Consider the following 20,689-nt stretch of genomic DNA (forward strand, 5'->3'; position numbering starts at 1 on the left):
ATTTTCCGCGCCGCTGAGGAGCTTACGCATGGCCAAGATCAAAGTTGCCAACCCTGTCGTCGATCTCGACGGCGATGAGATGACCCGCATCATCTGGCAGGCGATCAAGGACAAGCTGATCCTTCCCTATCTCGATCTCGACATCGAGTATTATGACCTCTCGGTCGAGAACCGCGACGCCACCAACGACCAGGTGACGGTCGATGCCGCCAACGCCATCAAGAAGCATGGCGTCGGCATCAAATGCGCCACCATCACCCCCGATGAGCAGCGCGTCGAAGAGTTCAAGCTCAAGAAGATGTGGAAGTCGCCCAACGGCACGATCCGCAACATCCTGGGCGGCGTGATCTTCCGCGAGCCGATCATCATGTCCAACGTGCCGCGCCTTGTGCCGGGCTGGACCCAGCCGATCATCGTCGGCCGCCACGCTTTCGGCGATCAGTACCGCGCCACCGATTTCAAGTTCCCGGGCAAGGGCAAGCTGACGATGAAGTTCGTCGGCGATGACGGCACCGTGCAGGAATACGACGTGTTCGACGCCCCCTCGGCTGGCGTCGCCATGGGCATGTACAACCTCGACGACTCGATCGCCGACTTCGCCCACGCCTCGTTCAATTACGCCATCAACCGCAAGGTCCCGTGCTACCTCTCCACCAAGAACACCATCCTCAAAGCCTATGACGGTCGCTTCAAGGATATCTTCCAGGAGATCTTCGACCGCGACTACAAGGCAAAGTTCGACGAACTGAAGATCTGGTACGAGCATCGCCTGATCGACGACATGGTCGCCTCCGCGCTGAAGTGGTCCGGTGGCTATGTGTGGGCTTGCAAGAACTATGATGGCGACGTGCAGTCCGACATCGTGGCCCAGGGCTTCGGTTCGCTCGGCCTGATGACCTCGGTGCTGATGACCCCAGATGGCAAGATCGTCGAGGCCGAAGCCGCTCATGGCACGGTCACTCGCCACTACCGCCAGCACCAGCAGGGCAAGGAGACCTCGACCAACTCCATCGCCTCGATCTTTGCCTGGACCCGTGGCCTGCAGCACCGCGCCAAGCTCGACAACAATGCCGAACTGGCGAAGTTTGCCGAGACGCTGGAGCAGGTCTGCATCGACACGGTTGAGGGCGGTCAGATGACCAAGGACCTCGCCTTGCTCGTCGGTCCGGATCAGAAGTGGCTGTCGACCCTTGGCTTCCTCGATGCCATCGACGCGAACCTCAAGAAGGCCATGGCAGCCTGATGCCCTCAGCGGTCGCAGGCGGCGGCAGCATCGCCGTCTGCACCGCCCTCGATGCCGGCTATCTGCCGCTCGTGCTGGTCGTCGCGCACTCCATGGCGGCCAGCGCTGCACCCGATAGCCATGTTGTGTTCCATGTCCTCTACGATGGACCGGACAGCTGGGTCGTCCGCCGCATCGAGCGCTGGCGCCACCCGCAGGTCGATATCGTCCTGCACCGCCTGCCCAATCCCTTCGCTCCGATCGGCACGATCAACGGCTTTCCGCCTTCCACCCTGTTTCGCTTTGTCGTCCCGCGCCTGCTCGCAGAGCTCGATCGCGTCATCTACCTTGATGTCGACCTGATCGTTGAGGCCGACCTCAAGGCCCTGTTCCACGCACCGCTTGACGGCAAGCCGATCGGCGCCGCGGTCGATGTCCGCATGGTCGATGAGGCGCTAACCTCGCACCCTCACCGGCAGGCAACTCGCGACGGCACCCACGGCTACCTGCGTGATGTTCTGGGCTTCGCCAGCGCGGCAGAAATGCTGGGCTGCATTCAGGCGGGTGTTACGGTGCTCGACCTCAATCAACTGCGCGAACTCGGCTATGAGCAGCGCATGGCCGATACCATGCTGCGCTTGCGCGACCTGCTGCGGTTCGCCGATCAGTGCGCCATCAACACTGCCTTCCGCGGCCAGATCGCCCTGCTGGACCCGCGGTGGAACGTGTTGCCGGAGGCGCTTGTCGACGACATGTGGGACGACCTCGCTCCAGAACTCACTGGCGTCGTTGCCCTGCAGCGAAGTGAACCCCGCATCATCCACTTTGCTTATCGCAAGCCGTGGCGGCGCTGGGGCCTGCCGGGCAGTGATCGCTGGTGGCTGCACGCGCGCCGGGCCGGGCTTGGTCCTTACTTCGCCTGGCAGTTCCTTGCAGCCCGCGCCACGATCGAACTCAGCACCCTGCGCAACAAGCTGAAGCGTAGCCGCAAGGCATACGGCTGATCCTACCACCCGACATCCATCGACACAGCCACCGACAAGCTTCAGGCTCGGGCGCTTCTCCGCCCTGTGGCCGAGCAAAAGCTCTGGCTCTCTCCGCTCAGGCAGGCGTATCCTGCTCAAGATTTCAGGGAGCAGTTGCGATGGCAGCCGGTACCAAAGACGATCCGTGGTTGCTCAAAACCCCGCCGGGCAGCAGCGATATTGCGCTCTACCGCGCCCCCGAAGCGTCTCCACCCGCATTGGTCTGCGTCGCCGGCGGCACCGAGCTCCGCTACCACCTCAGCGCCATTGAAGACCTGCACCAGATGCTGAAACGGCACGGCGACTGGATGGAGCTCGGCAATGCCGATGAAGGCAAGGATGCCAAGCCCGGCACTGTGGAAGCCTGGGCCCGCTCTGCCGACAACCCGGTGGGTGGTTGGTACGGCCTCCGGAAGGGCTTTCGCGGACGCTTCGCCAATTACGTGACGCCGGTCCTCGAGGCACTGGGGCTCGTCGAGCTGGAGCACGGCCCGCGCAACAACCGGGTCCGTGCCCTTTAGTCGTCATCCTGCCCCCAAGGATGCTTGAACCGCATACGTCAAAGCTCATAGAACTACAGTTCTTGGGGGATTTTCCGTATGCGTCTTCTCGCCTTTGCGGCCGCTCTGCTGTCGATCGCCGCCGCCCTGCCGTTAAGCGCATCGGCTGCAACTATTTCCATCGTCTCGATGCAGTATTCCGCCACGCACCCCGTGCCGCACCTCAGCTATGACGGCGAGACGCTGAACGGCGACGTGGCGACGCTCGAGGACATGTACAATACCTTCGTCAAATGCCGCCTGTCGTGCATCGGGCCCGATGGCGGGGCAACCGCCGTGCTCACCCTGAACGGCCCCGGCGGCAGCTACTATGAGGGATTGGCGCTCGCCGATTTCCTCCGCGCCAACCACATCGCCACGGTGGTCGAGCGTGGCAGCAGTTGCTACTCGGCCTGCGCCTTCGCCTTTCTCGGCGGTTCTGCCTGGTCGAGCCAGGAGGGCGTCGGCACCTATGTCGATCGGATGGTGGAACCAGGCTCCATCGTCGGTTTCCACGCTCCCTATGCCGACGAGGAGTCCTTCACCAATGCGCTCAACGAACGCGGCGCAATGGCGATGCAGGGTCAGACCCGGGATTCGCTCGCCCTGATGGTCAAAGAGCTGGTGAAGTGGAATGTCGATCCCGAGGTCATTTTCAAGATGGTCGGGATGGGACCGGAACAGACCTACAATCTCCTGACCGCCGAGGACCTCTACCTGGCGCGCGTCACCTTGCCTCCAACCCCGTCCTCCGGCTGGATCACCGATCTGCCCACGGCAATTCGCGAGGCTTGTTTCCGCCTCTTGGCCATCGACGAGCGGGCCGCCCCCTACGACATGCAGTGGCGCTTCGAGTCCGATTACACGCCTGATATCGGCAAGGCCGAGTTCGCCGGGCCGATCTCGGGCTACAAGCTCGGCGAGCGCCTGCTCGATATCGGCAGCTGTGCGGCGACCGACGCCTCGCTGGCGACCGATGGCGACTACGAGATCGCCCTTTACTTCACCCCCGGCCTCGACGGCCTCAATGCCGCAAGCACCAGTTTCTTCAACCGCCAGCATGGCTGGTCGACGGCCGGTGTCGGCCGCGATCCGCTCAAGCGGATCTTCGCCAAGGGGCCACTCAACAGCTTCTTCCTGCCGCTCGACGCCGACATCGACAGCCTCGACTTGCCCGGCGAAGCCGACATCGATGCCAACCGCTTCAACACCACCCTGCCGCCGCTGCTCCCCACCATGCCGAGCGATCTGATCGTCGACGCCAGCTCGCCCAGCTCGCGCGTCTCGCACCTGGGCGATGTCTTCGTCTTCGAGCGCGTTGGCTCGCGCCAGCTCTATGACAGCGCCCTCAGGCAGGGCGCGCTCGGTCGCGCCTATACAAATGATGTCAGCAGCGACACCGGTTTCGTGCGCGAGGGCGCCTTCGTCGATACGGCGGCGACCTTCGTCTGGTTCGGCATGCTCAATGGCGAGAGCAGCACGGTGGTCGAGGCCATCGTGATCAAACCCAACGGCGAAGCCCCCACCGACGAGGACCTAGCCACCCTCCGCCGCATCCAGTGCGAGACCGATTTCCTCGGCTCGAAACTCAACTGCGGCTGAGACCGCCCAGCCATACTTGGGCCACGAACCGAAACGAGCGTCAGCTCCATTGAGGGTACTGATGTTCAAGAAGATTCTGCTCGGCCTCGCGGTCATTGTCGCCGCGGTCTACGTTTTCAATGCGTCCTGGCGCGTGGCGCCTTCGGGAGGAAAGCTCGAGCTCATCGCGCATCGCGGCGTGCATCAGACCTTCGATCGCGCCGACCTCAAGAACGACACCTGCACCGCTGAACGGATCGACCAGCCGACGCACGATTATCTCGAGAACACCATCCGCTCGATGCAGGCGGCCTTTGCCGCCGGCGCCGAGATCGTCGAGCTCGACGTACACCCGACCACCGACGGGCAGTTCGCCGTGCTGCACGACTGGACCATCGATTGCCGCACCGAGGGCACCGGCGAGACCCGCAGCCATGACATGGCGTCGCTGAAGCTGCTCGATATCGGCTACGGCTACACGGCTGACGGCGGCGCCACCCATCCGTTCCGCGGCAAAGGCGTCGGGCTGATGCCGGAACTCAAGGAGGTGTTCACCGCCCTCCCCGACCGGCGCTTCCTCGTCAACTTCAAGAGCAACGAGGCCCGCGAAGGCGACATGCTGGCAGATCTGCTGGCGTCGCACCCGCAATGGCGTCCCGCTGTCTGGGGCGCCTATGGCGGCGATCCGCCGACCTACCGCGCCGCCGAACTGATCGGCGACCTCGCGGTCTGGTCGCGCAAGGGTCTCATCGATTGCCTGCTGCAATATGAGGGTCTGGGCTGGACCGGCTTTGTCCCCGATGCCTGCCGCAACACCAAGGTGATGCTGCCGATCAACGTCGCGCCGTTCGTCTGGGGCTGGCCAAACCTCTTCATCGAGCGCCTCCGCCAGGCGGGCTCGGAAGTGATCCTGCTCGGACCCTACAGTTCCGGCGACCCCGGCACTGCCGGCATCGACACACCTGAGCTATTGGCCCAGGTGCCCGACAACTTCACCGGCTATATCTGGACCAACAAGATCGAGACCATCGGTCCGCTCGCCAAGGCTCGCTTCAAGTAGAGACGAAATAATTAGGCCCTGTGGCATTCACGCCCATCGACGCCCACCGGCGGTCAGCGTATACGCAACTAACATACCAGTTGCCCCTCCCGCTTCGGATTCCCCCTCAGATGCCCGTCGGCGTCGCTTTCGCGCTTTTTGCCTACCTGCTCTATTCCTGCTGCGACGCCATCATCAAAGGGTTCGGCACCAGCCTCTCCGTCTTTGAAATTGCCTTCTGGACGGCGCTGTTCTCGTTCATCCCGGCAATCTTCACCAAGCCAAAGGGCGAGCACTGGCGGCACCTGCATCGCATGCGCCACCCCTACCTGGTGCACCTGCGCAGCATTGCCGGCGTCATCGGCAACCTCTGCATCATCTACGCCTTCACTCACATCCCGCTGGCCGAAGCCTATTCGATTGCCTTTCTCGCCCCGATCTTTGTGGTGGCGCTGTCGCGCACCTTCCTCGGCGAAACGGTGACCTGGCAGCGTTGGCTGTTCCTTGGCGCCAGCTTCTGCGGTGTGTTGCTGGTCGTCCGGCCGGGCTTTCGCGAGCTGCAGCTCGGCCATCTCATGGCGGTCGGCGCCGCGATCATGGGCGGCATCGCCACCACCACCCTGCGCAAGGTCGCGCCTGTCGAAAAGCGCGTCAGCCTGCTCGGCCTGCCATTGGGCTATGTGGTGGTGATCAACTCGATCCTGATGCTTGTCGCCGGGTTCCATTGGCCAACGCTGCAGGAGTTCGCCTTCCTGATCCTGATCGGCGCCTTGGGCGGCACCGGCAACATCCTGTTCATCACCGCAACCCGCAACGCGCCCGTGAGCCTGATTGCGCCGGCGCAATACAGCCAGATCGCCTGGGCCATCGTTTTCGGCGCGCTGTTCTACGCCGAATACCCCGATACGGTCGCCTATTGCGGGCTGGTCGTCGTTGCCATCTGCGGCATCCTCAATGTCATGTCCGACGAAACCCGGATTCGCATCTTCTCGCGCCTTTCAGTGTTCGGGCCGGCCAGCGCCATTTCCGAGGTCAGCCCGCCACTCGGCGACGACGCCAAGCTGCCGCGCCGCAGCGACGCCGACGATCAGGCGCCCGCGACGAGCAAATAGATGCTGCGCACCCTCTCACCCGTGTCGCTCGGCGTGCTCTGCGCGCTGGGCGCCATGGCCGCCTTCTCGACCGGCGACGCGCTGGTCAAGGCGCTGGGCGGCTCGCTCAGCGTTTTCGAGATCGGTCTCTTCACCACCATCTTCTCGTTCCTGCCGGCGCTGTTCTCGAAGCCGCGCGAGGAACGCTGGCGCGACACCTTCAAGCTCAGGCGCCCCAGGCTGATCATCCTCGTAGCGCTCTGCCGCACCCTCAGCGCAATACTGATTACTTACGCCTTCATCACCATCCCGCTGGCCGAGGCCTATTGCCTCGTCTTCCTCATCCCGGTGTTGGCGACGATCCTGTCGGTCGTCGTGCTCAAGGAGGAGGTATCGCTGGATCGCTGGGCGCTGGTGGTGGTGAGTTTCCTCGGCGTGTTGCTGGTGGTGCGACCCGGCTTCCGCGAGATCGAACTCGGGCACATCTTTGCCTTCATCTGCGCCCTCGCTGCCGCCGTGTCGCTGACCACTATCCGGCTGATCTCCGGCGCCGAGCGCCGCGTCACGCTGTTTGCCCTGCCCGGCCTGTTCACGCTGGCGGCCAACCTGGTCGGCGTCTTCGTTGTCGGTTTCACCTGGCCGAGCCCGCTGCTGCTGGGCGGGTTGGTGGTCTGCGGCGTACTCGGCGGTATCGGCTATCTGCTGCAGCTCAAGGGCGTGGCTCTGGCGCCCGCCAGTCGGGTGGCGCCAATGCAGTACAGCCAGATCGTCTGGGCCCTGTTGTTCGGCGCGCTCTTCTTCGATGAAGTGCCCGATGCCATCAGCCTTGCCGGGCTCGGCGTCATCGTGGCCGCCGGCCTCGCCAACATCTTCGCCGACGGCGCCCGCACCCGCATCGCCGGCCGCTGGGCCGAGTACCGGGCGCGACGAGACAATCCCTCGCCCGACGATTTCAAGGGGCCGGGCCCGGATCCGGTGTAGGCAGTCGGCAGTCGTCGGAGCAGAAAGCACGACCTACTGCCGACTGCCTACTGCCTACTGCCGACCTACAGCCCGCCGCGCACCGCTGCGATTGCCTCGGCGCCCTTGGCGCCATCCGGGCCACCGCCCTGCGCCATGTCCGGACGGCCGCCGCCGCCCTGCCCGCCGAGTGCGACGGTGGCCAGCTTGATCAAGTCGCCGGCCGAGTATTTGCTGGTCAGATCGTCGGTGACTCCGACCGCAACCGTGCCGCGGCCGTCTTCCCCCTTCAGCACAACCGTAACCACGCCCGAACCGATCCGCTTCTTTTCGGTATCGACGAGGCCCTTGACGTCCTTGGCCGAAATACCCTCGACGGCGCGGCCGACATAGGTGACACCATTGACCGTCTCGTCGGCCGAGGCCGGCGCCGAACCGCCGCCGCCGAGCGCCAGCTTCTTGTTGGCATCGCTCAGCGCCCGTTCGGCCTTCTTCAGATTTTCCTGCAGCGCTTCGATGCGGGTGAACACGTCCTGCGTCCCGACATGCAGCGCATCGGCGACACCCGCCACGAGGTTGGCATTGGTACGCGCATGCTGACGCGCCCCCTTGGCGGTCAGCGCTTCGATACGGCGCACGCCGGCTGCGACGCCGGAATCGCCCAGCACGGTGATCAGCCCGATATCGCCCGTGCGGCGAACATGGGTGCCGCCGCACAGTTCGACTGACCAGCCGACCGCATTGCCGGTGGGGTCGCCCATCGAGACGACGCGCACTTCATCGCCGTACTTTTCGCCGAACAACGCGCGGGCCCCGGACTCCTTGGCTTCCTCGACGCCCATCAGGCGCGTCTCGACCGGAGAGTTCTGCAGCACGATATCGTTGGCGATCTCTTCGACCTCGGCCAGCTCCTGCGGAGTGATCGGCTTGGTGTGGACGAAATCGAAGCGCAGCCGGTCGGCGGAAACCATCGAGCCCTTCTGCGCGACGTGATCGCCAAGCACCAGGCGCAGCGCTTCGTGCAGCAGGTGCGTCGCCGAGTGGTTGGCGCGAATGGCCGAGCGCCGATCGTGATCGACGAGCAGCGCCAGCGGCGAGCCGACCTTGATGGTGCCTTCGGTGACCTTCACCTTGTGCCCGAACACGCCGTTGTTCTTGACCGTGTCGGTCACTGTCGCCGCAATGCCTTCGCCGCTCAGCGTGCCGGTATCGCCGACCTGGCCGCCGCTCTCGCCGTAGAACGGCGTCTGGTTGAGCACGACGTAGCCTTCGTCGCCGGCCCTGAGCTCGTCGACAATCGCTCCGCCCTTGACCAGCGCGGTGACCACGCCTTCGGCAGTCTCGGTCTCATAGCCGAGGAACTCGGTCGGGCCGACCTGGTCGGCCACCGCGAACCACACCTTGTCCTCGCTCGCTTCGCCCGAACCCGCCCAGCTCTTGCGGGCCTCGGCGCGCTGGCGCGCCATCGCATTCTCGAAGCCCGAGAGATCGACATTGATGCCGCGGGTGCGCAGCGCATCCTGGGTCAGGTCGAGCGGAAAGCCATAGGTGTCATAGAGCTTGAAGGCGGTGACGCCTTCGAGCATGTCGCCCTGCTTGAGGTCGGCGGTGGCTTCGTCGAGGATGACGAGGCCGCGGCTCAGCGTTTTCAGGAAGCGCTGCTCTTCGAGGCGAATGGTCTCCTCGACCATGTGCTCGCCGCGGACAAGTTCAGGGTAAGCCTGGCCCATTTCCCGCACCAGGGTGGGGACGATCTTGTGAATCACCGGATCTGCCGCGCCCAGCAGCGTCGCATGCCGCATGGCGCGACGCATGATGCGGCGCAACACATAGCCGCGCCCCTCATTCGAGGGCAGCACGCCTTCGGCGATGAGGAAGCTCATAGAACGGAGATGGTCCGCGATGACGCGCAGGCTCGGTGTCGTCGGATCGCCATTGAACGCGGTCGCCTGCATGGTCGCGGCAATCAGCGACTTGAACAGGTCGATCTCATAGTTGTTGTTCGTCCCCTGCATCACCGCGGCGACGCGCTCGAGACCCATGCCGGTATCGACCGACGGCTTCGGCAGCCTGGTCCGCGAGCCGTCCTTGAACTGCTCGAACTGCATGAAGACGAGGTTCCAGATCTCGACGAACCGGTCGCCGTCTTCCTCGGGCGAGCCCGGCGGGCCGCCCCAGTACTTGTCACCGTGATCGTAGAAGATCTCGGAGTTCGGACCGCAGGGGCCGGTATCGGCCATCTGCCAGAAGTTTGATTTGGCGCCGAGGCGGACGATCTTGTCGTCCGAGAGGCCCGCGATCTTCTTCCAGAGCTCGAACGCCTCATCGTCGTCCTGGTAGACGGTGACAGAGAGCTTGTCCTTGGGCAGGCCCCACTCCTTGATGAGCAGGTCCCAGGCCAGCACGATCGCGCGCTCCTTGAAGTAATCGCCGAACGAGAAGTTGCCCAGCATCTCGAAGAAGGTGTGGTGCCGCGCGGTGAAGCCGACATTGTCGAGATCGTTGTGCTTGCCCCCGGCACGCACGCTCTTTTGTGCAGTGGTGGCGCGGACGTAGTCGCGCTTCTCGACGCCGGTGAAGACGTTCTTGAACTGCACCATGCCCGAATTGACGAACATCAGCGTCGGATCGTTCCGCGGCACCAGCGGGCTCGATGCAACCTCTTCGTGACCATTCTTCGCGAAGTAGCTCAGAAAGCTCGACCGGATATCGTTCACGCTCGTCATGACGGGTCTCTTACAGACAAATGGCGAGGCCGTAGCCCCGCCAGGAACAACAGGAAAGGCCTTCTATCGCGGGGCTTGCGGTTGTGTCCAGCACAGGGTGGCGAGAGGCGGCAGATTGGTGGTGCCGCCATCACCTACCATACGTCGCCCCCACCACCGGCCGCCATCCCGGCGAACGCCGGGACCCATTGCTCGGACGGTTGGGATGGCGCGAGCCGCGCCGGTCAAGCACAGCAAGGTCGGGCAGGACAGCCCCGGCGGTGAACCCTGAGCACTGGGTCCCGACTTTCGTCGGGATGACGGCCGGTGGAGAAGGACTGAACGAGTACTGGTTCAGCGCCATGATCCAAATACAAAGGGCGCCCGCAGGCGCCCTTCAATTCATCGCCGCTGAGCCGATCACGGCTCCCCGTCGTCGCCCTCGTCACCTTCCGGCCCGGCCAGCAGCGCTTCGCTGAGGATGCCGGAGCTTTCGCGCACGCCCTTTTCGATCTGGTCGGCGATCGCCGGATTGTCCTTGAGGAACTGGCGGGAGTTTTCACGCCCCTGCCCCAGTCGCTGGCTGTCATAGGAGAACCAGGCGCCGGACTTCTCGACGAGGCCCGACTTCACGCCGAGATCGAGCAGTTCGCCGGTTTTCGAGATGCCTTCGCCATACATGATGTCGAACTCGACCTGGCGGAACGGCGGCGCCAGCTTGTTCTTGACCACCTTGACGCGGGTCTGGTTGCCGATGACTTCCTCGCGCTCCTTGATCGCGCCGATACGGCGGATGTCGAGACGGACCGAGGAATAGAACTTCAGCGCGTTACCACCGGTGGTGGTTTCGGGCGAGCCGTACATCACGCCGATCTTCATGCGGATCTGGTTGATGAAGATCACCATGGCCTTCGACTTCGAGATCGAGCCGGTGAGCTTGCGCATCGCCTGGCTCATCAGGCGGGCCTGCAGGCCCGGCATCGAATCGCCCATTTCGCCTTCGAGTTCGGCTTTCGGCGTCAGCGCCGCCACCGAGTCGACCACCAGCACGTCGACGGCGCCGGAGCGCACCAGCGTATCGGCAATCTCGAGTGCCTGCTCGCCCGTATCGGGCTGCGAGATCAGCAACTCATCGACCTTCACGCCGAGCTTGCGGGCATAGATCGGGTCGAGCGCATGCTCGGCGTCGACGAACGCGGCGATGCCACCGTTCTTCTGCGCCTCGGCCACCACATGCAGCGCCAGCGTGGTCTTGCCCGAGCTTTCCGGCCCGAACACTTCGACGATGCGGCCGCGCGGCAAACCGCCGATGCCCAGTGCAATATCCAGTCCGAGCGAGCCGGTGGAAATCGCCTCGACCTGGGCAATGGCGCCCTCGCCGAAGCGCATCACCGTGCCCTTGCCGAAATTCCGCTCGATCTGGCTCAGCGCTGCCGCCAGCGCCTTGTCCTTATCCATCGATCCCTCAATAACTCGCAGAGGCGCAACAGCAGCCATCACCGGTCTCCCTTATTTCACTTCGATCTGCGCCGCGCAAACCGATAACATGTCCATCGAATGTACTCATTCTGTTCTCATTTCGTTTCCAAATCGTCAAGGGGGTAAATTCGCTGTTCCTTACGCACCGCCGCCTTGCGATTCGAGCCTTGCGGCCCCTTGCCACCGGCGTTGTTGATCTACATCCAAAATCCCAATGCATTCGCCGCCGGGCCGCGCTATAGGGCGGCAACGAAAACCGAGGGAATGGGCTTCATGCATCTCATCCAGTTCGAGGACGACAAGGGCGCGCGCGCCGTCGGCGCCACCGAGGGCGGCGTCACCAGCGTGGTCAGCGGGGCCGGAAGCGTCTATGCGCTCGCCGCCGAAGCCGCCGAGCGCGGGCTGTCGCTGCGCGCCGTGGTGATCGAGAAAGGTCTCGGCGCCAAACTCGACCGCGAGGCGCTGGCGAATGAAGGCCGGCTGCTCGCGCCGGTCGATCACCCCGATCCGTCGCACCTCTATGTCACCGGCACCGGCCTCACCCACCTGGGTTCGGCTTCCACCCGCGACGCCATGCACAAGTCGAACCAGCAGCAGGCCGAGGCGCCGCTGACGGATTCGATGAAGATGTTCCGCATGGGTCTCGAAGGCGGCAAGCCCGCGCCGGGCGAGATCGGCGTGCAGCCCGAATGGTTCTACAAAGGCAACGGCTACACCGTCACCGCGCCGGGCCAGCCGATCCCCTCGCCCGCCTTCGCCAAGGACGCCGGCGAGGAGCCGGAGATTGCCGGCATCTACTATATCGGCAAGGACGGGACGCCCTTCCGGCTCGGCTTCGCACTCGGCAACGAGTTCTCCGACCACGTGACCGAACGGGTGAACTACCTGTTCCTCGCCCATTCCAAGCTTCGCTTCTGCTCGTTCGGGCCGGAGCTCCGCGTCGGCGAACTGCCGCGGAACGTCTCGGGCATGTCGCGCATCCTGCGCGCCGGCAAGGTGCTGTGGGAAAAGCCGTTCCTCAGCGGCGAGGACAATATGAGCCACACCATCGCTAACCTCGAGTACCACCACTTCAAGTACGATCTGTTCCGCCAGCCGGGCGACATCCACGTGCACATGTTCGGCACCGCCACGCTGAGCTTTGCCGACGGCATCAAGACCGAGCCCGGCGACGTGTTCGAGATCGAGGAGGCCCAGTTCGGCCTGCCGCTGCGCAATGCCGTGGCGTGGAACGAAGATCGCCCGGTCACGGTCCGCCAGCTTTAAGGCATCTCAAGACTATCGAGATGCACCGGTGCGCGGTGGGTCGAACTGATCCACCGCAGCCACCCCACCTGCGATGTCATCCCTGCGAATGCAGGGACCCAACTCGCAGCCCGAACAAGTGGATAAATGGGTACCTGCTTTCGCAGTGATGACGGCCGGTGGGTAGGCAAGGAATGAGGCCGACCAGCTTCGCCGGTGCACTCGAACTGTGAAATGCACGAGGAGCTGGCTAGCGCATCGCTGATCTTTCAGGAGCCGGGCCCAGCGCCCGGCTCCTTGCTTTTCGCGCCTTTTCCACAGCGTGCACATTTCGGCCCCCTCCGCGCCCAGATTGGCGGGCGAGGTGGCGTCCCGTGTCCTCAGGCATTTGGTGCAAATCCAATCGATCGGCCTCAGCCGGGATTAGCCCCGATCAGGGAACACTGCCGATGCGGTGCAAAGGGAGGCATTCGCGTCCGTCTCCACCTATAGCGAAAGGTACTCCCGATGATCACCGTATCCGCCTCGACCTCAGCGGCCGAGCTGCAGGCCATTGTCGACTCGGCTCCCGCTGGCGAAACCATCCTCCTGGGCGCCGGCAGGTTCGAGTTCGACCAGACTGTCGTCATCAACCGCGACGACATCACGGTGATGGGCACCGGATCGGGCGCTACGACCATCGATCTCGTCGGCAATGCTCGCGCCGACGGCGCCTTCCAGATCGGCGGCGTCATCGACGTGCCGAGCTATTCGGGCGATTTCGCGCTGGATCAGCCGGCGCCCGAAGGCTCGATGTACCTCCACCTCGCCGACGCGTCGGGACTCGTGGCCGGCGATCACCTGTGGATCGAGCTCGAGAACACGCCCGAGTATCTCGACTCGATCGGCGATACCGAGTGGCGCGAGGACAAGCCGCTCCGCACCTCAATGGTCGAGGTCGCCTCGGTCAATGGCAATACGGTGCGGCTGACCAACGGGCTGGCCTTCGATTTCTCCACCATCGCCTCGGTGCAGAAGATCGAGGTGGCCGAGAACGTCAAGCTCGGCGGCTTCACCGTCGAATCCGGGCTTGCCGAGCAGGATCCGGGCAGCTTCGCCAATGTCGAGGCGTCCTTCGATCGCTCCAACGTCATCTCGCTGTCGGGCACCAGCCATGTGAAGCTGTTCGACATCGCCATCGACAATGCGCCCTCCAATGGCTTTACCTTCGCCCAGTCGATCTTCCTCGAGGCCTCGAACCTCTCGGTCGATGGCGCCGTGAACAAGGGTGATGGCGGCAACGGCTACGCCTTCCAGCTGAAGGCGCTTTACGACAGCCAACTGGTGGGGCTCGAGGCCTTCGACACCCGTCACGCGGTGCTGTTCGCCAGTTGGACCAGCGAGGCCAACAACACCATCCAGGTGCGCGAAACCAATCGCGACATCAATTTCCACGGCGGCGACGACCACGACAACATCGTCGCCGTGCTGAGCTCTGAGCGGACCGAGCTCGAGGCCACCTACCTGTCGCCGACGCTGTTCGTGAACGACGAGGGCACCAGCTATGGCGCCCCCACCGACCCGCACGCCAACACCGTGACGTTCGATGCGGTGAAGGGCACCAACAAGAGCGAACTGCTTGTCGCCAATGACAGCGGCGTCGAGTTCCACGCCCGGGCCGGCGCCGACATCCTGGTCGGCGGCAATGGCAGCGACCGGCTCTATGCCGAAAAGGGCGACGATCTGTTGTTCGCCTCCAAAGGCAATGACCTGATCGATGGCGGGGTCGGCACCGATGTGCTGGCCTATGCGGGCGAGCGCGACGACTACACCCTGACCCGTGATCTCTCCGGCCGTTTCGTCATCCACAAGGCCGGCGGCTACGACATCGTCGGCGGCGTCGAGGCATTCCGCTTCGCCGATGGCACAGTGGCAACGTCGACCCTGACCGACCTGCCGACCACCTTCTTCGGTTCCGACGACGCCGACCGCATCACCGTCGGCTCCGTGCACGACGTGGTGCTGTCGGGCGGCGGCTACGATCGCATCGTCGCCTCCACCAGCTATGTGCTGGGCGACGAGAACGAGGCGCTCGAACTGGTCGGCGACCGCGCCGTCAACGGCTTCGGCAATGCCGGCAACAACAGCTTCACCGGCAACGATGCCGACAACGAGCTGTTCGGCTTTGCCGGTGATGACCGCTTCTTTGCCCGCGGCGGCAACGACTACCTTTCAGGAGGCGATGGCGCTGACGATCTCTACGGCCAGGCTGGCAACGACAGGCTGTTCGGCGGCAGCGGCGACGACCTGCTGAACGGCGGCTCGGGTGCCGACACTTTTGTGTTCTCGGCCGGCCGCGACACGGTGGCGGATTTCTCGCTCCGCTCCGGCGATCGGCTGGATGTCGGGCTCACCCGTTTCAGCTCGGCGGCAGCCTTCTTCGCCGCGTTCGAAGAGGCGGCGGCAAGCGGCGGCGACAGCTTCGATGCATTCGGCATCGATGTCGACGGCAGCGGAACTCACGTCGAAATCCGCGTCGCCGACGCCCACGGCGATACACTTGTCATGGCGATCAACGGCGCCACGCTCGAATCCCTTCTGGCATCGTCGGACTGGATCGTCTGACGATGCCTTCAATTTCGGCACGGGGGCACCCAAAGTCCTGTTGCTGAAAAATGCGGCACCAACCCCGCATCAACTGAACCCCGGAACCTCAAGTGTTCCGGGGTTTTTTCTTTGCGCACACGGCTGAGGCCATGCCCCTCGGGCATAGCTCCTATCCGAGGCAGCCGGTTCATGCATGGCGGCCCGGAAACGAGACTTCGCTGCAGTCCCCGATGGGCGGCGCAAGGGCAAGACGGAGTGGCAAGCATGTTGAATGGCGCCCGGCGCGACAGCGTCGTCCGCGCCCTTCTGAGGCGCACCCGCTTCCCGCTGCTGGCGCTGGGCCTCCTGAGCCTTGCCACCAACCTCTTGGTGCTCACCGGCCCGCTGTTCATGCTGCAGGTCTACGATCGCGTGCTGGCCAGCCGCTCGGTGCCGACACTCGTGGCGCTGTTCGCGCTGGTTGCCGGCACCTACGCCTTCCTGGCGCTGCTCGAACTGCTGCGCGCGCGCATGGCCTCGCGTTTCGCCGGTGCCCTCGAGGCCTCGATCGCCCCCGAGATATTCCGCGCCTCGCTGCGAGCCGGGCAGTCGCCGCTTGGTCTCGCCCGCCCGGATGCGGTGCGCGATCTCGATTCCATCCGGAGCTATCTTGGAGGATCGGGGCCGCTGGCACTGTTCGACCTGCCGTGGCTGCCGGTCTACCTGGCGATCGTCTTCCTGTTTCACCCGGCGCTCGGCTGGCTGGCGACCGGCGGCGCACTGGTGGCCACCACCCTGCTGGTGATCAACGAGCGCCTGTCCGGGCGGCCGACCGCCGACGCCAGCGCTGCCATGGCGCAGCGCCAGGCGCTCGGCGAGGATGCCCTGGGCAATGCCGAGCCGATCTTCGCCATGGGCATGCTGGACGATGTGACCAACCGTTGGCAGGCGCGCGCGGCGTCGCTGGCCGAGGTGCAGAGCCGCGCCTCCGATGTCGCCGCGCTCTACGCATCGGTAACTAAGTCGTTCCGCTTCCTGCTCCAGTCGGCGGTGTTGGCGCTGGGCGCCTACCTGGTCATTCGTGGCGAACTCTCGGCCGGGCTGATGATCGCCGCCTCGATCGTCACCTCGCGGGCGCTGGCGCCGGTCGAGCAGGTGGTGGCGCAGTGGCGCGGGCTCGCAGCGGCCCGGCAGGCGCTGCGGCGCACGGAGGCGTTGCTGGCGGCCCGGCCGCCCGAGAGCAATCGCCTGAGCCTCCCCGATCCGCAGGTCACCCTTGAGGTCCGCCACTTCGCCACTGGGCCCGACGCGCGGCAGCCGCCACTGGTGGCGGGCGCCAGTTTCACCCTCGCGGCGGGCGAAGCCATGGGGGTGCTTGGTCTTTCGGGCTCGGGCAAGACCTCGCTGGCCCGCGGGCTCTGCGGCATCTGGCCAGCGCTGCAGGGCGAGGTGCGGCTCGATGGCTCGGAGTTCACGCATTTCGATCCCGTACAACTCGGTCGCCGCATCGGCTATCTGCCGCAGAGCGTCGGTCTGTTCGACGGCACGGTAGCGGAGAACATCGCCCGCTTCCGCCCTGATGCCGACAGCGACAGCGTGCTGAAGGCGGCGCACCATGCCGGGGTGCACGAGCTGATCGCCGGCTTGCCCGATGGCTACGATACCCGCATCGGCGCCCGCGGCGCGGCGCTCTCGGCCGGCCAGCGTCAGCGCATCGGCCTCGCCCGGGCCCTCTACGGCGATCCGTTCCTGCTGGTGCTGGACGAACCCAATGCCAATCTCGATTTCGCCGGCGACAACGCGCTCACCATGGCGCTCACCGCCGCCAAGGCGCGTGGCGCCGTGGTGATCGTCATCGCCCATCGGCCGAGTGCGATCGCCGTGTGCGACAAGCTGATCTACCTGGTGAATGGGCGGCAGAGCGCTTTCGGCGCCAAGGAGGAGGTGCTGCGCCAGGTGACGGCCCCCTCCCCACGCATCGAAGGGGCGCGGGTCAATGGCTGAGCCGCTGCGGAGCCTCAGGCGGCACGCCATCGCCGGGCTCTGCGCCCTGGCCTTGTTCGCCGGTCTCCTGGGCGGCTGGGCCGGCACGACCGAAATTGCCGGTGCGGTGGTGGCGCAGGGCACCGTCGTGCCGCTCGAAGGCAGCAAGCGCGTCCAGCACCCGGAAGGCGGCGTGGTCAGCGCCATCCTGGTGCGGGATGGCGATGCCGTGGAGGCTGGGCAATTACTGGTGCAGCTCGACAGCACCACCGTTTCCGCCAACCTCGCGGTCATCGTTTCGCAGCTGAGCGCCGCCTTCGCCCTGGAAGCCCGGCTCACCACCGAGAGCATCGGTAACGACAGGCTGACGCTTCCGGCAAGCCTCGATGGCTGGCCGGACCGACCGACGCTCGATCGGTTGCTCGCTGCCCAGGAGCGGCTTCGCCTGAGCCGCGCCGAAGCTCAGGCCGGCTTGACGACACAGCTGGAGGAACAGATCGGCCAGCTCGGCGAACAGATCATCGGGCTCGAATCCCAGCAGTCGGCGGTGCATCGGCAGAGCGAAATCCTGTCCGACGAGGTCGCCGACGCCGAAGCGCTGTTCCGCGATGGCCTGATGGAGGCGAGCCGGCTCAACAGTTCGCGCCGCGAGCTGGCGCGGCTCGAGGGTGAGGCCGGCAACCTCACTGCCGAAATCGCCTCGGCCCGCACCGCCATCGCCGGCAGCCGTGCCAAGATCGCCGAGAACACCGCCACCTTCCGGGCCGGCGTGCTGGAGGATTTGCGTGATGTCGGCCTGCAGATCGCCGAGCTGCTGCAACAGAAGATCGCCGCCGAGGACCGGCTGCAAAAGCTCGAAATCCGCGCCCCGCAGGCCGGCATCGTGCACGAGTCGATCGTCCGCACCGTCGGCGGCGTTGTCGCCGCAGGCGAAACGCTGATGCAGGTAGTGCCCCATTCCGACCGGCTGGCGCTGGAAGCGCGGGTGTCACCGCTCGATGTCGACAAGCTCAGCATCGGCCAGACCGCCGCCATCCGGCTCATCGGGCTCGATCCGCGGACCACCCCGGAGCTCGTGGCGAGCGTCGCTGCCATCTCGCCCGACCTGTCGCGCGACCCGACTACCGGCGTCGCTTACTTCTCGATCCGCATGAAACTGCCCCAGACCGAGCTCGCCCGCCTGCCGCGCGGCCAGCACGTTACCGCCGGCATGCCTGCCGAAGTCTTCCTCCGCACCGCCGACCGCACGGTGCTGGCTTACCTGCTCGGCCCGCTGGCGGCCCAGCTGAGCCATGCGTTCCGGGAGGATTAAGGTGACGAGAGGATGGGACCATAGTGCCCTCCGGCACCCCCTTGGGAGCCGCGGTGAGGCACTCGCGACTGACAGACCGTTCGCCCCCTTCCCTAAACCCTTTGGCTGGTTTACCCCGTGCAACTGACATGTCAGTGTCCGCCGCCGTTGGCCCAGGGAGTTTCGAAGAGATGAGCGTCACCAGTTTCAAGCAGCGCCAGGTTGGCCGGACCGACCTCCGATTGACCGAGCTCGGGCTCGGCGGCGCGACGCTCGCCGGCATCTTCACCGAAGTGCCAGACGAGCAGGCCCGGGCCACCGTCGGCGCGGCACTCGACGCCGGCATCCGCTATTTCGACACCGCTCCCCAGTATGGCTATGGCCGCTCCGAGCACTTGATGGGCGATGGCTTGCGCTTCCGCACCGAGGGCGTCGTCCTTTCCACCAAGGTTGGCCGCCTGCTTCGGCCGGTGCAGGCAGAAACCGAGCGCGACTACCTGCACAACTGGATCAAGCCGCTGCCGTTCGAGCAGGTCTACGACTACAGCTACTGGGGCGTTATGCGCTCCTACGAGGCGAGCCTCGCCCGCCTCGGCCTCAGCAAGGTCGACATCCTCTATGTGCACGATATTGGCCTCGCCACCCACAGCGCCGAACAGAACCCGATCTACTGGAAGCAGCTTGCCGAGGACGGCGGCTACAAGGCGCTGAAGGAACTCAAGGCCACCGGCAAGGTCTCGGCCATCGGGCTCGGCGTCAACGAGTGGGAAGTGCTCATGGATGCCTTCGCACTCGGCGACTGGGACGTGTTCCTGCTCGCTGGCCGCTACACCCTGCTCGAGCAAACCTCGCTCTCGCCCTTCCTCACCACCTGCCTCGAGCGCGGCGCGTCGGTGGTCTGCGGTGGCCCATTCAACGGCGGCGCCCTGATGGGCACCGGCACCTGGAACTACGCCAAGGCGCCCGAGCACATCATCAAGCGCGTCTCCGATCTCGAGGCCCTCTGCAAGGAATTCGGCGTGCCGCTTGGCGCCGCCGCCCTGCAGTTCCCGCTGGCCCACCAGGCGATCTGCAACATCCTCCCCGGCCCCAAATCACCGGGCGAGCTTAACGGTATTCTCGACTGGTGGAACACCAAGGTGCCGGACGCCCTGTGGGATGCCCTGGCAGATCGGAAGCTCGTCGAAGCGGGCACGCCGCTGCCGAACGGACGCGTCGCCTGATGCCTTGCAAGGTGCTGATGATGGACGTCGATGGCGTCCTCGTCAGCGGCCGCCCGACCGATGGCCGGCATCTGTTCGCCGAACTGCAGGCCGACCTTGGCCTGTCGCCGGATCGGCTGCGGGAGACTTTCTTCACGCCGTTCTGGGAGGCGATCGTCACTGGCCGCGAAGGCCTGACCGAACGGCTGGCGCCGGTGCTGGCCGAGATCGCGCCAAGAGTGTCGTGCGAGCGGCTGATCGCCTACTGGTTCGAGAACGACTCGCGGGTCGACCAGACCGTGCTTTCGGTGGTGAAGCGCTATCGCGAGCGGGGCGTGCCGGTGTTCCTCGCCACCAACCAGGAGCACCTGCGCGCCGACTACCTGATGCAGAAGGTCGGCCTCGGCGCGCATGTCGAAGGCATCATCTATTCGGCGGCACTCGGTCACCGGAAACCCGCTGCCGAATTCTTTGTTCACGCCGCCGCCATCGCCGGTGCCGCGCCTGAAGACATCGTGCTGGTCGACGACACGCTCGCCAATGTCGAGGCGGCACGGCGAAGTGGATGGAGCGCGGTGCACTGGACGGGCGAGCGCCTGCTGGATGAGGAACTGGCACCCTATCTGGGGTGAGCACACACCATCCACCCCACCGGTGTCATCCCAGCGAAAGCTGGGACCCAACTGTCAGCTGGCGCGAGCGGCGAGATGGGTCCCAGCTTTCGCTGGGATGACATCGAGTTTGGGGAAGCAGCAATGGTAC

The 20,689-nt window shown here is 65.1% G+C and carries 15 protein-coding genes; 13 read left to right on the forward strand and 2 right to left on the reverse strand.

The genetic code is table 11. The features are described 5' to 3' along the window. The first annotated feature begins 28 nt into the window (after positions 1-28). The 7 genes from VGV07_RS13155 to VGV07_RS13185 all read left to right on the forward strand — a co-directional run bounded on the left by VGV07_RS13155 (position 29) and on the right by VGV07_RS13185 (position 7,478). Positions 29-1,243 (forward strand): NADP-dependent isocitrate dehydrogenase, encoded by a 1,215-nt coding sequence (locus tag VGV07_RS13155; protein WP_326869163.1) that lies wholly within the window; start codon positions 29-31, stop codon positions 1,241-1,243. Then, positions 1,177-2,226, forward strand: coding sequence for a glycosyltransferase family 8 protein (locus tag VGV07_RS13160; protein ID WP_326869164.1), 1,050 nt, complete (start codon positions 1,177-1,179; stop codon positions 2,224-2,226). The genes VGV07_RS13155 and VGV07_RS13160 overlap by 67 nt, the downstream gene beginning before the upstream one ends. A 140-nt stretch (positions 2,227-2,366) precedes the next feature. Then, positions 2,367-2,768 (forward strand): DUF6855 family protein, encoded by a 402-nt coding sequence (locus tag VGV07_RS13165; RefSeq protein WP_326869165.1) that lies wholly within the window; start codon positions 2,367-2,369, stop codon positions 2,766-2,768. Between the two features lie 78 nt (positions 2,769-2,846). After that, positions 2,847-4,388 carry a hypothetical protein gene (locus tag VGV07_RS13170; protein ID WP_326869166.1) on the forward strand — a complete coding sequence of 514 codons (1,542 nt, stop codon included), beginning with the start codon at positions 2,847-2,849 and terminating at the stop codon, positions 4,386-4,388. Between the two features lie 61 nt (positions 4,389-4,449). Beyond that, positions 4,450-5,427 (forward strand): glycerophosphodiester phosphodiesterase family protein, encoded by a 978-nt coding sequence (locus VGV07_RS13175; RefSeq protein ID WP_326869167.1) that lies wholly within the window; start codon positions 4,450-4,452, stop codon positions 5,425-5,427. Between the two features lie 110 nt (positions 5,428-5,537). Beyond that, positions 5,538-6,518 (forward strand): DMT family transporter, encoded by a 981-nt coding sequence (locus tag VGV07_RS13180; RefSeq protein ID WP_326869168.1) that lies wholly within the window; start codon positions 5,538-5,540, stop codon positions 6,516-6,518. Next, positions 6,519-7,478 carry a DMT family transporter gene (locus tag VGV07_RS13185; protein WP_326869169.1) on the forward strand — a complete coding sequence of 320 codons (960 nt, stop codon included), beginning with the start codon at positions 6,519-6,521 and terminating at the stop codon, positions 7,476-7,478. 65 nt (positions 7,479-7,543) lie between these two features. Here VGV07_RS13185 and alaS read toward each other — a convergent pair whose 3' ends face one another. Together alaS and recA are read right to left on the reverse strand one after the other, a co-directional pair. Beyond that, on the reverse strand, positions 7,544-10,183 hold the full coding sequence (gene alaS, locus VGV07_RS13190; RefSeq protein WP_326869170.1) for an alanine--tRNA ligase: 2,640 nt from the start codon (positions 10,181-10,183) through the stop codon (positions 7,544-7,546). 399 nt (positions 10,184-10,582) lie between these two features. Continuing rightward, a complete protein-coding gene (gene recA / locus VGV07_RS13195) occupies positions 10,583-11,659 on the reverse strand; it encodes a recombinase RecA (RefSeq protein WP_326869171.1) in 1,077 nt (358 codons plus the stop codon). A gap of 255 nt (positions 11,660-11,914) precedes the next feature. Between recA and araD1 the strand changes: the two genes are divergently transcribed. The 6 genes from araD1 to VGV07_RS13225 all read left to right on the forward strand — a co-directional run bounded on the left by araD1 (position 11,915) and on the right by VGV07_RS13225 (position 20,559). Beyond that, positions 11,915-12,907, forward strand: a complete 993-nt coding sequence (araD1, locus tag VGV07_RS13200; RefSeq protein WP_326869172.1) for an AraD1 family protein — start codon at positions 11,915-11,917, stop codon at positions 12,905-12,907. Positions 12,908-13,393: 486 nt separating this feature from the next. Then, positions 13,394-15,490 carry a calcium-binding protein gene (locus VGV07_RS13205; protein ID WP_326869173.1) on the forward strand — a complete coding sequence of 699 codons (2,097 nt, stop codon included), beginning with the start codon at positions 13,394-13,396 and terminating at the stop codon, positions 15,488-15,490. Positions 15,491-15,736: 246 nt separating this feature from the next. Continuing rightward, positions 15,737-17,455: a type I secretion system permease/ATPase gene (locus tag VGV07_RS13210; protein WP_326869174.1), complete on the forward strand. Its 1,719-nt coding sequence runs from the start codon at positions 15,737-15,739 to the stop codon at positions 17,453-17,455. After that, on the forward strand, positions 17,448-18,746 hold the full coding sequence (locus tag VGV07_RS13215) for an HlyD family type I secretion periplasmic adaptor subunit (protein ID WP_326869175.1): 1,299 nt from the start codon (positions 17,448-17,450) through the stop codon (positions 18,744-18,746). The genes VGV07_RS13210 and VGV07_RS13215 overlap by 8 nt, the downstream gene beginning before the upstream one ends. A gap of 170 nt (positions 18,747-18,916) precedes the next feature. After that, positions 18,917-19,948 carry an aldo/keto reductase gene (locus VGV07_RS13220; protein ID WP_326869176.1) on the forward strand — a complete coding sequence of 344 codons (1,032 nt, stop codon included), beginning with the start codon at positions 18,917-18,919 and terminating at the stop codon, positions 19,946-19,948. Continuing rightward, on the forward strand, positions 19,948-20,559 hold the full coding sequence (locus tag VGV07_RS13225; RefSeq protein WP_326869177.1) for an HAD-IA family hydrolase: 612 nt from the start codon (positions 19,948-19,950) through the stop codon (positions 20,557-20,559). The genes VGV07_RS13220 and VGV07_RS13225 overlap by 1 nt, the downstream gene beginning before the upstream one ends. Positions 20,560-20,689: the final 130 nt, after the last annotated feature.

This window comes from Devosia sp. (assembly GCF_035944845.1).
Classification (GTDB): domain Bacteria; phylum Pseudomonadota; class Alphaproteobacteria; order Rhizobiales; family Devosiaceae; genus Devosia_A.